13 protein-coding genes and 1 pseudogene are annotated in these 16,079 nt (G+C 52.5%); 7 read left to right on the forward strand and 7 right to left on the reverse strand.

Features of this window, described 5'->3' with window-relative positions; all coding sequences use genetic code 11:
• Nucleotides 1–467: pseudogene (locus OB87_RS12055) on the reverse strand (enolase); the annotation flags it as partial.
• A gap of 1,403 nt (nucleotides 468–1,870) precedes the next feature.
• Nucleotides 1,871–2,263: a hypothetical protein gene (locus OB87_RS21115; protein WP_033569682.1), complete on the reverse strand. Its 393-nt coding sequence runs from the start codon at nucleotides 2,261–2,263 to the stop codon at nucleotides 1,871–1,873.
• A 748-nt stretch (nucleotides 2,264–3,011) separates the two neighbouring features.
• On the opposite strand from OB87_RS21115, the gene acs reads away from it, so the two are divergent.
• The 3 genes from acs (at nucleotide 3,012) to actP (ending at nucleotide 7,059) form a co-directional block, all read left to right on the forward strand.
• The gene (acs, locus tag OB87_RS12065) at nucleotides 3,012–4,973 is read left to right on the forward strand and encodes an acetate--CoA ligase (protein WP_033569683.1); all 1,962 of its coding nucleotides are present in this window, start codon (nucleotides 3,012–3,014) and stop codon (nucleotides 4,971–4,973) included.
• Between the two features lie 119 nt (nucleotides 4,974–5,092).
• The gene (locus OB87_RS12070) at nucleotides 5,093–5,404 is read left to right on the forward strand and encodes a DUF485 domain-containing protein (protein ID WP_033569684.1); all 312 of its coding nucleotides are present in this window, start codon (nucleotides 5,093–5,095) and stop codon (nucleotides 5,402–5,404) included.
• Entirely contained in the window at nucleotides 5,401–7,059 is a 1,659-nt protein-coding gene (gene actP, locus OB87_RS12075) for a cation/acetate symporter ActP (RefSeq protein ID WP_033569685.1), read from the forward strand. The genes OB87_RS12070 and actP overlap by 4 nt, the downstream gene beginning before the upstream one ends.
• Nucleotides 7,060–7,105: 46 nt before the next feature.
• On the opposite strand, the gene OB87_RS12080 is transcribed toward actP, so the two are convergent.
• From OB87_RS12080 to OB87_RS12095, 5 genes are all read right to left on the reverse strand, one after another.
• On the reverse strand, nucleotides 7,106–8,752 hold the full coding sequence (locus OB87_RS12080) for a Na+/H+ antiporter (RefSeq protein WP_033569686.1): 1,647 nt from the start codon (nucleotides 8,750–8,752) through the stop codon (nucleotides 7,106–7,108).
• Between the two features lie 210 nt (nucleotides 8,753–8,962).
• Nucleotides 8,963–10,330 carry an NCS2 family permease gene (locus tag OB87_RS12085; RefSeq protein WP_033569687.1) on the reverse strand — a complete coding sequence of 456 codons (1,368 nt, stop codon included), beginning with the start codon at nucleotides 10,328–10,330 and terminating at the stop codon, nucleotides 8,963–8,965.
• Between the two features lie 45 nt (nucleotides 10,331–10,375).
• The gene (locus OB87_RS20645) at nucleotides 10,376–10,582 is read right to left on the reverse strand and encodes a hypothetical protein (RefSeq protein ID WP_152605891.1); all 207 of its coding nucleotides are present in this window, start codon (nucleotides 10,580–10,582) and stop codon (nucleotides 10,376–10,378) included.
• 549 nt (nucleotides 10,583–11,131) lie between these two features.
• Nucleotides 11,132–12,055, reverse strand: coding sequence for a kdo(2)-lipid IV(A) palmitoleoyltransferase (lpxP, locus tag OB87_RS12090; protein WP_449505736.1), 924 nt, complete (start codon nucleotides 12,053–12,055; stop codon nucleotides 11,132–11,134).
• A 283-nt stretch (nucleotides 12,056–12,338) separates the two neighbouring features.
• A complete protein-coding gene (locus tag OB87_RS12095; RefSeq protein ID WP_033569688.1) occupies nucleotides 12,339–12,767 on the reverse strand; it encodes a TOBE domain-containing protein in 429 nt (142 codons plus the stop codon).
• 233 nt (nucleotides 12,768–13,000) lie between these two features.
• Here OB87_RS12095 and OB87_RS12100 point away from each other — a divergent pair, with 233 nt between their 5' ends.
• The 4 genes from OB87_RS12100 to OB87_RS12115 form a co-directional block, all read left to right on the forward strand.
• Complete coding sequence (locus OB87_RS12100; RefSeq protein ID WP_033569689.1) at nucleotides 13,001–13,873, forward strand: carbohydrate ABC transporter permease; 873 nt, start codon at nucleotides 13,001–13,003, stop codon at nucleotides 13,871–13,873.
• Nucleotides 13,863–14,750, forward strand: coding sequence for a carbohydrate ABC transporter permease (locus tag OB87_RS12105; RefSeq protein WP_033569690.1), 888 nt, complete (start codon nucleotides 13,863–13,865; stop codon nucleotides 14,748–14,750). The genes OB87_RS12100 and OB87_RS12105 overlap by 11 nt, the downstream gene beginning before the upstream one ends.
• Nucleotides 14,751–14,760: 10 nt before the next feature.
• The gene (locus OB87_RS12110; RefSeq protein ID WP_033569691.1) at nucleotides 14,761–15,582 is read left to right on the forward strand and encodes a phosphodiesterase; all 822 of its coding nucleotides are present in this window, start codon (nucleotides 14,761–14,763) and stop codon (nucleotides 15,580–15,582) included.
• Nucleotides 15,582–16,079, forward strand: a 498-nt coding sequence (locus tag OB87_RS12115) for an ABC transporter ATP-binding protein (protein WP_033569692.1), incomplete at its 3' end; no start/stop codon positions are given. The genes OB87_RS12110 and OB87_RS12115, both read left to right, overlap by 1 nt.

Below are 16,079 nucleotides of genomic sequence, written 5' to 3' on the forward strand. Positions count from 1 at the left end.
AACTGACCGTACTCTTCCGGCGTGGACAGGCCACCGCTCAGCTCGTCGCCGCACATGGTGCTGCCGTAGGCCGGTACTTTATCGCGGTAACCGCCCAGCAGTTTGTACACCGGCAGGTTCAGCACGCGCCCGGCCAGGTCCCACAGCGCCTGTTCGGCGATCGCCAGCGCCCGGTCGGTCAGTTGGTTGGCGCTGCCGCGCTGCCAGTGCACCAGATCCTGCCACAACCGCTCGCGATCAAACGGATCTTGCCCAATCAGCACCTTGCGGAAAAAGCTGTTCACCACATACGGACGGATCACTTCCGGCGGTGCAAACGCATAGCCTTTGTGGCCGCTGTCGGCGGTGATGGTCAACAGCGCCATACTGGCCTGATGCTCATCACCGGGATGAGAATGTCCTGCGCTGTCGGAAACGCGACGAGTGGGATAAGTGAAGACGGTGACGTCGATCGATTCAATTTTCACGTTGATTACCTGCCTGAATAGTTAACCCATTTACAAGATTTGCAGCAATAAACTGTGTGTATCGAAAAATGCATCAGAGATATGGCGTAAATCTGTATCAAGCAAAACGCAGATATATTTCTCTGTCGCGATATAGCAAAGAGATCAACATCACAAAAAAGAAACTGCGTATTAATTAAAGAAAAACCATGTTTTATTTAGATTATTATGGCTGTATTTCATTTAGTCATTAGGCAATGTTTTCCATATGATGAAGTTATGAAACAGAAAATTAGGCAAACGCCCATAACCTTGTGAGCATTATCACGAGAGGAAATCTATCCCTTAACCTTTGAAAGGTTAAAGACAAGCCAAAAACATGCGGGAGCAGAGTGAGTGAAATTAAATGCAAAAGTTTGATAATTAAGGAATGTTTCGTTAATCCCACGAACGCTATAGTGCGTCACTGTAGGCCTATATCGGTATCACTGACGCCATCGTAATACCAGCACAACAGTGCTGACTCAGGCACCAGGCCTGGTTAATTCATTGAGTTTTTTATCATCAAAGCAGCAGAATAATACGCAAGCACGGTGAACAACGCCCGTGTTGTCCCTTCATGGTTGGCGTTGCCATAGCATGGCACACCTATTATTAGCCGTATGAAAAATGTAAATAGGGCTCGAATTAGCCAGAGACTAAATATGACATTCGGGAATGCGGTATCCCCTATTAAATATAATGAGATATTGTCTTATTCATCATTGATGAGCAGTGATATACCCGTCATACTTCAAGTTGCAGGTGCGTTGGCTGGCCGCGTTAGCTTGTACGCACCGGTTTTTGGTTACATGATAAGCGCTCATCATCTTCCAGCAGGGGTAAACCGCAACTTCAGTCGGGTTGGACGATCACCGTAGGTGATTGTCGATGTCACCCATACCGCTGCCGACAGTCGGCTCTTCCAACAGGCGTTAAACAGGTGACGCCCCCCAACAGGCAGCCATGCAGTCAGGAATGGGAATAATACGCGCCTGTTTCGCCTGTCATATTTCAGCAAAGTAACCTATACAGGCCGCAAATAATTAGCCTTGCAACATTATGTCATCAGTATTGAAAGCGAATAAAAGAAGAATGTTTCCTGTTGCAGCGGCTGTAATGAGATATAAAAAAAGACACTTAACGCTAATAAATGTATTTAAATGTGGATTCTTTACTAGCCTGATCGTCGAATAGGATATCGAAACGTATCGATATAAAAACAACACAAAAAGAAGGAGAATAGTGTAATCGTCAAAATGATTAATAATAGTCAGCATGAAAACACAAAAATCAGATCAATGAATGAATTGATTCGGTGTGTGTTTAATTTTTAGACATCCCATTTTATGACACTACCGATGCCGTTCTCATGATGCCACATTTTATGACGCCATCGTTGTGGTGATGTCCCCATCATCCTGGTTAAGGATTAACAGCGACAATACCCGATCTTCCACATTCAGCTTGGAAAACGACAGCGTGCTGAGCGGCTTTTTGGCAAACCCGTCAGACAGCAGATCCCAGGCGACATGCGTGCTGAGCAGGTCATTGTTGGTCATAAAATCCTGGTATGCGAACCGCACATTAACCGGGAGCACTTCGTCAATAGAAGCGGGTGTTGTGGTGCCGGTACGTAAACCAAAATGTGCATTAAATGCGGAATTCGCGCAGAGTATCTTGCACTTGTCATCAATGACCGCAATTGCTCGTCTATCATTGTGAACAGGAGCGCTTAACATGCTCATGATTTCATTCTGCCCAAATATCAGACTCATATGTCCTCTGTTTCTTGCTATGTGAAATCTATCCCCCTGACGCAGCCTAAATCCAGGTAGCTTGAGGATAGTTTTAAAATTAACCAGATAAATTACCTGGTAAATGCAATATTTAAACCGTTGATATAATTAGAACTAAATCAGCCAAAACAAAGGATTTTATGAGCAAGAACTTAATTTCCTGCGTTATTATGCAGTCCAAACAATATAAATATTATGCTTTGGTAAAGTATATCCCACGTCTTCCAGCAGATCGAAAGTCGAAATTATCTATCACAATAATCAGCCTATTCATTGCCCACGAATCATTTACAATTAAAACAATTTCGTAACGAAATGGAGGCATTAAATGTCACCCTTTTAGGGATCGTTAGCACTATATCTGCTTCCGCCGAAAGTCGATCGTCCAAATAAGGCCGATCTTTTGCCTGTTTGATCATATCGTCCGATCGAAATCTTATTAATGATAGTTAATATCGATGAAATAGTCATTTTCGTTAACTATTCCCTTTACGAATTCAAAGAACGACACATAAGTGATAAAAATGTGAGCAAAGTCGCACAAAGTTGTGTGCTTTGGCTATTTCCTCCCCATGCCACCGCCAATCAGGGACTATCCTTAACAAAAAGCGCCTCAGCTCTTTCCTGTAATGCGTGATCCATAGCGCAAAAAAGAAACAAAGGTTAATGACTCACTGTTATTAACTTTTGATTGACATAATATTAACAACGTTTAAGGAGAAGCGCTATGAGCCAATATAATAAGCACCCTATACCCGCCGCCATTGCGGAAAACGCCTTAATCACCGCCGAACAATATAAGAAGATGTATCAGGAATCGGTTCAGGACCCTGATACTTTCTGGCGGGAACAAGGCAAGATCGTTGATTGGATCAAACCCTATCAACACGTCAAAAACACCTCTTTTGACCCAGGCCATGTCCGTATCCGCTGGTTTGAAGACGGTACATTAAATGTAGCGGCCAACTGCCTCGATCGCCATCTCGACACATTAGGTGATCAAACCGCGATCATCTGGGAAGGCGACGACGCCAGAGAAAGCAAAAAAGTCACTTACCGCGAGCTGTATCAGGCGGTTTGTCGTTTCGCCAACGTACTGAAATCAAAAGGTATCCGTAAAGGCGATGTTGTTGCTATTTATATGCCGATGGTGCCGGAAGCGGCTGTAGCGATGCTGGCCTGTGCCCGCGTCGGTGCGGTGCATTCGGTCATTTTCGGCGGATTCTCCCCAGAATCCATCGCCGGTCGCATCGTCGACTCCAACGCTAAACTGGTGGTCACCGCCGATGAAGGCATTCGTGCAGGGCGAACCATTCCGCTGAAAAAGAATATTGACGAAGCCCTGCGCAACCCAGCCGTCACCAGTGTTAATCATGTGATCGTCTTCCAGCGCACTGGCAATCCCGGCAATTGGCAGAACGATCGGGATCTGTGGTGGCACGAGTTGGTCGCTCAGGTGGATGATCATTGCCCGCCGGAAGAAATGAACGCCGAAGATCCGCTGTTTATCCTGTATACCTCCGGCTCCACAGGTAAACCTAAAGGGGTACTGCATACCACCGGCGGTTACCTGGTTTACGCGGCGACCACCTTTAAATACGTGTTCGATTATCACCCTGGCGACATTTATTGGTGTACCGCTGACGTTGGTTGGGTTACGGGTCACAGCTATCTGTTGTACGGCCCACTGGCCTGCGGCGCTATCACGCTAATGTTTGAAGGTGTTCCTAACTGGCCCACCGCCAGCCGCATGGGGCAAGTGGTGGACAAGCATCAGGTCAATATTCTGTATACCGCACCCACCGCTATTCGTGCGCTAATGGCTGACGGCGACAAAGCGATTGAAGGCACCTCGCGCCAGTCACTCAAAATCATGGGATCGGTGGGGGAACCCATCAACCCGGAAGCCTGGGAGTGGTACTTCAAGAAAATCGGTAACAGCCGCTGCCCTATCGTCGACACCTGGTGGCAGACGGAAACCGGAGGATTCATGATCACCCCGCTGCCGGGTGCCATTGAAGCCAAGCCGGGGTCAGCAACATTGCCGTTCTTTGGCGTGCAACCCGCCCTGGTAGACAATATCGGCAACCCACAGGACGGCGCTTGTGAAGGTAATCTGGTGATTACCGACTCCTGGCCAGGTCAGGCGCGCACCCTGTTTGGCGACCACGAGCGCTTTGAACAAACCTATTTCTCTACGTTTAAAGGCATGTATTTCAGCGGTGACGGCGCACGCCGTGACGAAGACGGCTATTACTGGATCACCGGCCGCGTGGACGACGTGCTGAACGTATCAGGTCACCGGCTGGGAACGGCGGAAATCGAATCGGCGCTGGTTTCACACCCGAAAATCGCTGAAGCCGCCGTGGTCGGTATTCCACACAGTCTTAAGGGACAGGCTATCTACGCCTATATCACCCTTAATCACGGGGAGGAACCTACCAGCGAGCTGTATACCGAAGTGCGCAACTGGGTACGCAAAGAGATCGGCCCCATCGCCACCCCGGATATCCTGCACTGGACCGATGCACTACCGAAAACCCGATCCGGCAAAATCATGCGTCGTATTCTGCGCAAGATTGCAGCCGGGGATACCAGCAACCTGGGGGATATCTCCACCCTCGCCGATCCTGGCGTGGTAGAGAAACTGCTGGAAGAAAAACAAGCCATGAATCACACACCATCGTAACTGTTAGCCGATAAAACAGCGCCACCACACCAGACTGCATGACGCCGTTTGGTGTGTAGTGGCACCTGAAAAACAGCCGTCCGTAAGGACGACGCGACTTATCTGACTGGAGATTTATGATGAATGATCTCATTTATCAACGGATTGAAGATAACCCGCTATTTAAAGAACTGGTCCAGAAACGGCAGCGTTTTGCCGCTTTTCTTTCGCTGATCATGCTGGTGTTGTACATCAGTTTCATTTTGTTGATCGCCTTTGCGCCGGGTTGGTTGGGAACACCAATCGCGCCCGGTGCTGGGACGACCCGCGGCATCCCGTTGGGTATTGGGCTCATCGTTATCTCCTTTGTGCTCACCGGTATTTATGTCTACCGCGCCAATGGCGAATTTGACCGTCTGACCAAAGAGCTGCTTAGCGAGGTACAAAAATGAAAAGCCGCATTTTTCTGCTGACTGCTTTACTGGGGCTACCGATATGGGCACAGGCGGCGGATACCGTTTCCGGTAACGTCCAGAAGCAACCACTGAATATTCAGGCCATCGTACTGTTCGTGCTGTTTGTGGCAGCAACGCTCTACATTACTTATTGGGCGTCCAAGCGTACCCGCTCACGCAGCGATTACTATACGGCGGGCGGCAACATTACCGGCTTTCAGAACGGGCTGGCGATCGCCGGGGATTATATGTCTGCGGCTTCGTTTCTCGGCATTTCAGCACTGGTGTACACGTCCGGCTTTGACGGTTTGATCTACTCGCTCGGCTTTCTGGTGGGCTGGCCGATCATCCTGTTCCTGATTGCGGAGCGGTTGCGCAATCTGGGGCGCTACACATTCGCCGACGTGGCTTCCTACCGATTGCAGCAAAAACCGATTCGTACCCTGTCTGCCTGCGGTTCACTGGTGGTGGTGGCACTGTATCTGATCGCCCAGATGGTCGGTGCCGGTAAGCTCATTCAGTTGCTGTTCGGGCTGAATTACCATGTCGCCGTGGTGCTGGTCGGTATTCTGATGGTGATGTACGTACTGTTTGGCGGTATGCTGGCGACCACCTGGGTACAAATCATCAAAGCGGTGCTGTTGCTGTGCGGTGCAACCTTCATGGCGATCATGGTGCTGAAAACGGTGAACTTCAGCTTCGATAGCCTGTTCACCGAAGCCACCAAGGTTCACGCGAAAGGTATCGCTATCATGAAACCCGGTGGACTGGTATCCGACCCGATTTCTGCACTGTCTCTCGGGTTAGGGTTGATGTTCGGCACCGCGGGTCTGCCGCATATTCTGATGCGTTTCTTCACCGTCAGCGACGCCAAAGAAGCACGAAAAAGTGTGTTCTTTGCCACCGGTTTCATGGGGTATTTCTACTTCCTGACCTTCATCATCGGCTTCGGCGCTATTCTGCTGGTGGGTGCCAACCCGGCATTTAAAGATGCTGCGGGTGCGCTGATTGGTGGCAATAACATGGCGGCGATACATCTGGCAAATGCGGTGGGCGGCAACTTCTTCCTCGGCTTTATCTCTGCCGTGGCCTTCGCCACCATTCTGGCGGTAGTCGCTGGATTAACGCTGGCCGGTGCTTCCGCGGTTTCTCACGATCTGTACTCCAATGTCATTAAAAAAGGACAGGCGACAGAACGTGAAGAACTTAGGGTATCGAAACTCACGGTGCTGGCATTGGGGGTCATCGCTATCCTGCTGGGCATTCTGTTTGAAAAACAGAACATCGCCTTCATGGTGGGGTTGGCATTCTCGATTGCGGCCAGCTGTAACTTCCCGATAATCCTGCTGTCGATGTACTGGTCTAAGCTGACCACCCGCGGTGCCATGATCGGCGGCTGGGCCGGGCTGTTGACGGCCGTCATCCTGATGATTCTGGGCCCCACGATTTGGGTGAAAATCCTCGGCAATGCCAGCCCGATTTACCCGTATGAATACCCGGCGTTGTTCTCGATGCTGGTGGCGTTTGTCGGTATCTGGTTTTTCTCGATTACCGACAATTCAGCCAACGCCGTCGAAGAACGTGGCAAATTCAAGGCACAGTTCATCCGTTCGCAAACTGGCCTTGGCATATCCAAAGGGTCATCTCACTAAACGCAACATGAATCACGACAACCGGGGAGCTTGCTCTCCGGTTTTTTTATACTTTCTCGCTGAGTACCGCTTCCAGCAAATCCAGTTCGCGCAACATTTTCTGTAGCGTTTCATTGCTGATGCGCTGTGTGGCGCGCAGATGATACAGTTCAGCGCGCTCCGCACTGACAGCAGCCAGACGGAAGCGCCGCTCCAGATTTTCCACCGCCATGTTGTTTTCCAGCTCGTCGGTGCCCGCCACGCGACGATGCAGCATACCGATGACGCGCGCGCTCACCTCCGCCAGCACCTGATCGTCCAGATTCTCCTCCCGGTCTGCCGCCAGTCGCTCCTGCATTTTTTTCAGGCTATCGATAGCTACCTGCGCCATCGTCACCCGCGCGATGCGTTCCTCTTTTTTCTGCACGCTGTGGTCAGTCAGCGTAATGCCCTTTAACAGCAGCGGTAACGCCAGCACACCACACAACAGTGAAAACAGGATCACACCGGTGGCAATAAACACCAGTTGATAGCGGGACGGGAACGGCTCGCCGCTACTCAGAAACAGTGGAATGGACAGCACACCCGCCAGCGTGATGGCCCCCCGCACACCGGCAAAGGTGCTGATCCAGATCTCACGCGAGGTGTAGTGAGCAAACAACATCGGGCGTTTGTTCTGTACATAACGGCTGTAGAGCTTCATCAACCACAGCCAGGCAAACCGCAGCAACATCAAGGCACCATAGATCAGCACGATATCGGCGAACAATATCCAGGTTTCGATGGTCGGATCCAGCTCCGCCTGCACAATCGACTCTTCAATCACACCGGGCAGTTGCAGCCCCAGCATCAGAAACACCATGCCGTTGAACACAAACTCCAGCATGTTCCACACGCCGTTGGCGCGCAGACGCATGTTGAGCGGTGCCTGCCGCAACAATTGAGTTCGGCTGATAGTCATCCCCGACGCCACCGCCGCCAGAATGCCTGAAACACCGAAGTGTTCAGCGATCAGGTAGGCCGCAAACGGTAACAACAGCAGTAATACGATTTGAGTGGCGGCATCGTCATCGTTCTGATGACCGAGTAACGACAGGGATTTACTGTACACCCAGGTAACGCCGATTCCGGCCAGCAGGCCCCCCAGCGCCACCTGCAAAAACGCCAGTGTCGCGCCGGAAACCGTGAACACCATGGTTCCCATGGCGATCGCCACCGCAAATTTGAGTGACACCAGTGCGGAGGCGTCGTTCATCAACGCTTCGCCTTGTAAAATTCCCATCAATTTTTTGGGTATTCGGTCTTCGCCGACAATACCGGACAGGGCCACCGCATCGGTGGGAGACAAAACGGCAGCCAGCGCAAAAGCGGCCACCAGCGGCATTTCCGGGATCATCCAGTGCAGCAGGTAACCAATACTCACCACGGTAATCACCACCAGCACCAGCGCCAGCCCCAGAATTTCACGCATATGATGCAGGAATTCGCGGGTCGAGGTTTTCCAACCGTCGGCAAACAGCAATGGCGGAATAAACAACACCATAAACAACTCAGGGTTGAAATCGACATGCAGGCCGAATTGCGGCCAGGCCAGCATAGCACCCAATGCTATCTGCATCAGCGGCAGCGGTATCTGGAAGGGTAGAATACGTATCACGACGCCTGAAAGCGAAACGATCAACGTCATAATCAGAATGGTGAAAAATATTTCCATGTGTTCCCTGGTTGCTTGCCGTTACATGAAAGGAGGCCGGGTAGCTGCCATCGGGCACCGACTACACCATCCGATGGATGATCTTTATGAATAGTAACAAGATATTGTGCGATGAACAGGAAGTGATGACAAAAAACCAGCACCTTTGGCACAGAGAAACAAAAAAGGGGAACGCTCGTTCCCCTTAAGTATGACGTGAAAAAATGTGGTTTAGAGCGCCCAGCCGCCAGCGTAAAACACCACCAGCGCTATCGCGATAATCACGGTGCCAAGGTTGAGTTTGCGCCATTCGCCAGAGAACAGGCGGCCCAGCACCAGTGAGCCAAAGCCCAGCATGATGCCGGTGACAATGTTACAGGTCAGCACGATGAATACCGCACACACCAGGCCGGACATGGCATCAACAAAGTCGTTGAAATCCAGTTTGGAGACGTTGCTCAGCATCAGCAAGCCGACATACATCAGCGCCGGTGCGGTTGCATAAGCGGGCACCAGATAAGACAGCGGCGACAGAAACAGAATCAGCAGAAATAGAACACCCACCACGGTCGCAGTCAGGCCAGTTTTGCCGCCTGCAGCCGTACCCGCTGCGGATTCAATATAGACCGCTGCCGGAGACGTTCCCACCAGACTGGCAAAAATGCTGCTAACGGAGTCGGCGGTCAACGCACGGCCACCATTAATAATCTGGCCGTCTTTGTCCAGCAGGTTGGCTTGACCGGCTACCGCACGAATGGTGCCGGTAGCGTCAAATACCGCCGTCATCACCAGCGCCAGCACGCTCGGCAGTACCACCGGTTGCAATGCGCCTTTGATATCAAGGTTGAAAATCAGCGACTGACCGTTGGCATCAGTCAAGCTCGGCAGAGCGAACAACCCCTGATATTTTACGTTCGGGTCGAAAATCAGACCGATAACAGAAATGGCAACGATCACCAGCAAGATACCACCCGGTACACGGCGTTTTTCAAGACCGATAGTCGCAGCCAGACCAATCAGCGACATCACCACCGGAAACGCGGTGAAATGCCCCAACGCCACCGGCAAGCCGTCGATAGGGTTCTTAATGACCAAACCGATACCGTTCGCGGCGATAATCAACAGGAACAGCCCGATACCAATGCCCGCTCCATGCGCCACGCCCATCGGCAGGTTACGCAGGATCCAGGAGCGGATGCCTGTCGCAGAAATCACGGTAAACAGCACACCCATCATAAAGATGGCACCCAGTGCGACCGGCACGCTGATATGTTGCCCCAGCACCAGACTAAAGGCGGTAAACGCAGTCAGCGAAATCGCACAACCGATCGCCATCGGCAAGTTGGCCCACAACCCCATCAGCAGTGAACCTACCCCGGCCACCAGACAGGTCGCCACAAACACCGCGGCGGGCGGGAAACCAGCTTTACCCAGCATACCTGGCACGACGATGACCGAATAAACCATCGCCAAAAAAGTAGTCAGGCCCGCCAGTACTTCCTGACGAACACTGCTGCCACGCTGCGTAATCTTGAAAAAGGCATCAAGCGCGCCTGCGGGACGAGCCGCATCGTCAGCCTGACGAGTGGTATTGGACATGGTGTATCCCCTGAAATGTCGTTTTATGGTTATCAACCGTTATGGTTAAAACGTATGGTTATCAAGCGCCGTGACCAGCACTTGCCCAGTATTCGGTGAAAGCGGTGCGACGTAACGCCCCTTGCCAGACGCCAGACAGACTGCCACTTTCCCACTCCAGCCTGCGACGCAAACGATTAACCGTTGCGTTACAAAGCGGCTGAATCCTGCCAGTTGTTGTTGAGGCGGCAGATTATCCTGCCTTCGGGACATCCATTTCAACTGCTATTCCCTGCATTCAGGCGGTGATTGCGCTGAAAATGGCGCAAACCGAACGCGGCATACTGTAGCCACGCGCATCAAGCCAATGACGTTCCGCCAATGTTCGAATAGCAACATCTTGAGTATGAAAGAAAATAAAACTGTGGTTCAGGAAGAGTAGACTACCCATTCATCTTTTTGTGATGTAGGTCACAAAAAAGTTGACCACTCCCTGAGCAGGGTGTATCTTTAAAACCGTGAACAACATCACAGAAATAATGAATCACACAGAGGAATACGACAATGAAACTGCTGCACAAAATTATCGCTATGTTTGAAAACTTCACCATCAACTTCGGTACTTTCAACCAATAATTCTTTTATACGTAGGGGGAACATCATGAGTATTGTCCGTCAAATCACTCAAATCCTAAAAGCGCTGGGCAAAACCTACCGCGGTGTTAATCCCTACGCGCTGTTTCGCTAATCATCAGTCATTCTCTCCTTCTTTTTGTGGCTGCCTTCGGGCAGCCACTTTTTTTGCGTCCAGTCCATCCGGACTTAGCGATACAGTGACGCCTCGCCGCATGGGCGGGTTTTGAAGCGACGGTGCAACCATAAGTACTGTTCTGGCGCACGCAGAATTTCCCGCTCAATCACCCGGTTCATGTAGTGCGCGGCCTGCTGCTGATCCTGATCGGGATAATCTTCCAGCTCGGGTTCAATCACCAGTTGATACCCTTGCCGGTTCGGCTTGCGAATCAACACCGTGGTGATCATCGCCGGTTTAGCCAGACGGTGGATCGTGAACGTGCCACAGGTCGTCGCCGCCTGTTCTACCGCAAAGAAAGGCGCAAACACGCTACCTTTCGGGCCGTAGTCCTGATCGGGAGCGAACCATACCGCTTCGCCGCTTTTCAACGCCTGCACCATACCGCGCAAATCCTTACGGTCGATCATCGCTTTATTAGAGCGTGAGCGCCCCCAGGTCTGTACCAGTTCCATCAACTTATTATTATGCCGCCGGTACATCGCCATCATGGGCTGGCACAGCCCCATGGCACGACCGCCCAATTCCAGCGACATAAAATGGATACCAATCACCATCACACCGCGCTGTTCGCGCCCAGCCTGCTGTAGGTTCTCCAAGCCGGAAACATCGAACCACGCCCTGACCCGCTTATCAGACCAGAACCAGGCCATGCCGGTTTCCATTAGCGCCATCCCCAGCGAGGCGAAATTCGCCTCCAGCATCGCTTCACGTTGTGATGATGGCATATCGGGGAAACAGAGTTCCAGATTGCGGCGGGCAATACTGACCCGACGTTTGAGAAAGTGGCGGGAGCTACGCCCCAGTCGACTGCCCAGCCGCATCAGCAGCGGATAAGGTAACTGTACCAACAGAAACAGCACGGCCAGGCCGAACCACAGCAGCCAGTAACGGGGGTGGAACAGTTCCTTGGAAAAGGTTTGTTGCGTCATGATGAACATCTTCTTGATTGTCATACCGGCCAGTTTTAACAAACCAACCATGCACGACATTGTCGTTATCCAGACAGCCCGGAGGAAAACACAGTTAATGTGAAAAAAGAGGAGAAACATGCGGCAAAGCACAGCCCGGCAAACACCGCACATCTCTGCCGCTAAAAAGCGCCTCAGATTACCCGAAATCTGCCGAAGAAAGGAGAGATTTGAGTGTAAAGATTGTGTGCAGCGGCATGGTGTACAGCGATATGGTGTACAACGTTAGTGTCGTTGCCGAACATCATCAGGTACGCGTCGCCAGAATAACGCTGGAGGCTTTGATCAAGGCGAGCACTGCCGAACCGGCCTGCAATCCCATCTCTTCCACACTTTCATTGGTGACACTGGCGGTCAGTTTCAGACCTTTGGCGGTGGTGATATGCACGGTGGCGTGTACCGCGCCTTTAACCACGTCATCAATCGTCCCGCTGAACTGATTACGAGCGGAGAAGTTCAGGCCGCAATCGGCCGAAGCCAAAATGACCCAAGGTGCCTTGATTAACGCTACCGCTGCTTTACCGGGTGCCAGCCCGAGCGACACAACGCTGCTGCGGGTAATCACGGTAGTCAGCGGTTCACCGCTTGCCAGCGTTAGCACCACTTCACTATTGACCGCACCTTCAGAAACTCGGGCTACAACCCCATCAAGTTGATTACGAGCAGAAACAGACATAAAACCTCCCTGGATGAATGGATCGATAATCACGCAAGCACTACAGGGTTAATCAAACGCTTTTTCCCGCCGCAGTACAAGCCATCAGCCACGGTTTTATTTTATGGAAACCATCGTCACCAAATCGTCACCAGTCTGCCATGCCCTTGCAGTATTCCCTGCGCAGCATATGCCTTCCGTTTTATGAAACCTGCTGACTGGCATTAAACCATCACCATGCGAAAACTATCACCATGCAAAAAAACTGGCTCCCTTGGGTGATTCTATCGCCTTCTTTGCTGTTCTTACTGTTGTTCACCTACTTTCCACTGCTGCGTTCTGTTTATGACAGCCTGTTCGATACCCGCATGTCGGGTGCAGATGCGCCGTTCGTCGGTTTAGGAAACGTGGTTCGCCTGCTGAATGATGCTGTTTTCTGGCGCGCGCTGATCAATAACCTGGTCTATATCCTGTTGACGGTGATCCCCGGCGTGGTGCTGGCATTGCTGCTGGCGGTAGCGCTGTGGGAAAACCATGCAGTCAACCGCTGGCTACGTACCGCCTTTTTTTTCCCGATGATCATCCCGATGGTCAGCGCCGCCGCACTGTGGCTGTTTATCTTCATGCCCGGCCTCGGCCTGTTGGATTACTATCTGGCCAAACTGTTCGGCCCGATGAACAACAACTATCTGGGCCGCAGCAACAGCGCACTGCTGGCCCTTGCGCTGATTGGCGTATGGAAATTCGCCGGCTACTACATGCTGTTCTTTCTGGCAGGTTTGCAGAGCATCCCGCCGTCCACACGTGAAGCCGCGATTATGGAAGGCGCCACGTCGACGCAGGTATTTTTCCGCGTCACGCTGCCGCTGCTGCGCCCCACACTGAGTTTTGTTATTACCACCGCGCTGATTTACTCCATCACCCAAATCGACCATGTGGCGGTGATGACCCACGGCGGGCCGGACAACGCCACCACCGTGTTGCTGTATTACATCCAGAACCTGGCCTGGGACACCCACGACCTCGGCAAAGCCTCGGCCGCCACCTTCCTGACGCTGGCAGGGCTGTTCGTTTTCTCACTGATTAACCTGAAAGTGCTTGAGAAAGGGGCGCATTATGAGCGTTGAAACCTCCCCCGCCGTGGCCTGCGCCACCCGAACGCCTTTGCCAACATGGCTGCGCTGGCGTCAATCACGCCGGGCGACCCTGAGCCTGCTGATGATCTGCGCCGCACTGTTGTGGATAAGCCCGTTTATCTGGATGCTCTCGTCGGCATTCAGCGCCACCACTTTTGGCGTCGGAATGGCGTCGTTGTTGCCGCGCTGGCCGCTGACACTGGACAACTTCCGCGACGCCTGGCAGAGCGCCGACTGGATAAGCCTATACGCCAACACCCTTTTCTTTACTTTCGGCACCTTTTTCGTCCAGTTGCTCACCATCACCACCGCCGGATACGTCTTCGCCTGCCACGAGTTTCGCGGCAAGCAGACGCTATTCCTGCTGTTTCTGGTGCAGTTGATGATCATGCCGGTGGTGATGATGGTGCCCAACATGATGACGCTGAAGGCGTTCGGCCTGCTCAATACCCTGACCGGCGTGATGATGCCCTATTTCACCTCAGCGTTTGGCGTATTTCTGATGCGCCAGGCGTTTCTGGCCATTCCCAAAGAGATTGAAGAAGCCGCGCTGATGGAAGGCTGCCGCTGGTGGCAGGTGCTATTCCGCGTGCTGCTGCCGATGTCCTGGCCCTCCATTCTGGCGTTCGCCACCGTCAGCATTACCTATCACTGGAACGAGTATCTGTGGCCGCTGATGATGCTCAACGACCCGGACAAACAGGTGCTGACCGTTGGGTTAGTGTCGTTCGCCATGGGTGCCGAATCCGGCGGTCAGTGGGGAATGATCAGCGCCGGGACACTGATGGTGTGCCTGCCGCTGATGCTGGCGTTTATCGTTTTCCAAAAACAGTTCCTGAGAAGTTTTGGTTTCTCAGGGATAAAATAAGGAGTTTTTCATGCTGTTAGCGCAAATTTCCGACACCCATTTCCGAAGCCCAGGGCAAAAACTTTACGATTTCATCGACATCAACGCCGGTAATGCCGACGTGGTATCGCAGCTTAACGCCTTGACTGAACGCCCGGACGCGGTGGTGATTAGCGGTGATATCGTCAACTGCGGTCGCCCGTCGGAATACCAGGTAGCCCGCCAGATTTTGGGCAATCTGGCTTATCCGCTGTACATCATCCCCGGCAACCACGATGACAAAACTCATTTTCTGGAGTATCTGCAACCGTTGTGCCCACAGCTGGGTAACGACCCACAGAATATGCGCTACGCCATTGACGATTTCGCCACCCGGCTGCTGTTTATCGACTCCAGTCGCGCCGGGACATCTAAAGGCTGGCTGACGGAAGAGACGCTGAGCTGGTTGGAGGCGCAGTTAATGCGTGATGACAAACCCACCACCGTGTTCATGCACCACCCGCCGCTCGCCCTCGGTTCCGCCCAGATGGACCGCATCGCCTGCGAGAACGGCCACCGCCTGCTGGAGTTGGTAGAGCGTTTCCCTTTACTGGTGCGTATTTTCTGCGGGCACAACCACTGCCTGATCATGACCCAGTACCGTCAGGCGATCATCGCCACCGTGCCGGGTACGGTCCATCAGGTGCCCTACTACCACGAAGACACCCGCCCTTACTACGACATGTCGCCACCGGCCTGCCTGATGCACCGCCAGGTAGACCAGCAATGGGTTAGCTATCTGCACCCGCTGTCGCATTACGCCGGTCCGTGGCTGTACAACGAAAGCATAAGTTGTCCGGTGGATGAACGTTGATGGCTACGTTACGACTGCACAACGTCAGCAAACGATTTGACGACAAACCAGCGCTACGCTCGCTGTCGCTGGAGATTGCCAACGGCGAATTTCTGGTACTGGTGGGGCCATCCGGTTGCGGCAAAAGCACACTGCTACGTCTGCTGGCCGGGCTGGAAACGGTGAGCGACGGCGAGATTTGGCTGGATGGTGACGACATCACCGCCCACTCGCCGCGCGAGCGCAACTTCGCGATGATCTTTCAGAACTACGCGCTGTTTCCACACCTAACAGTGAAAGAAAACATTACCTTCGGTATGCAGATTCGCCATGAACCGAAAGCAAGCTGGCAACCCCGGCTGGAGAAAGTGGCGCACTTGCTGCAACTGGACCAACTGCTGGACCGCAAACCGGGCAAGCTGTCTGGCGGCCAACGCCAGCGGGTGGCGATGGCGCGCGCCATCGTCCGCAACCCCAGGCTGTTTTTGATGGATGAACCGCTGTCCAATCTGGACGCC

This window comes from Dickeya undicola (assembly GCF_000784735.1).
Taxonomy (GTDB): Bacteria; Pseudomonadota; Gammaproteobacteria; order Enterobacterales; family Enterobacteriaceae; genus Dickeya; species Dickeya undicola.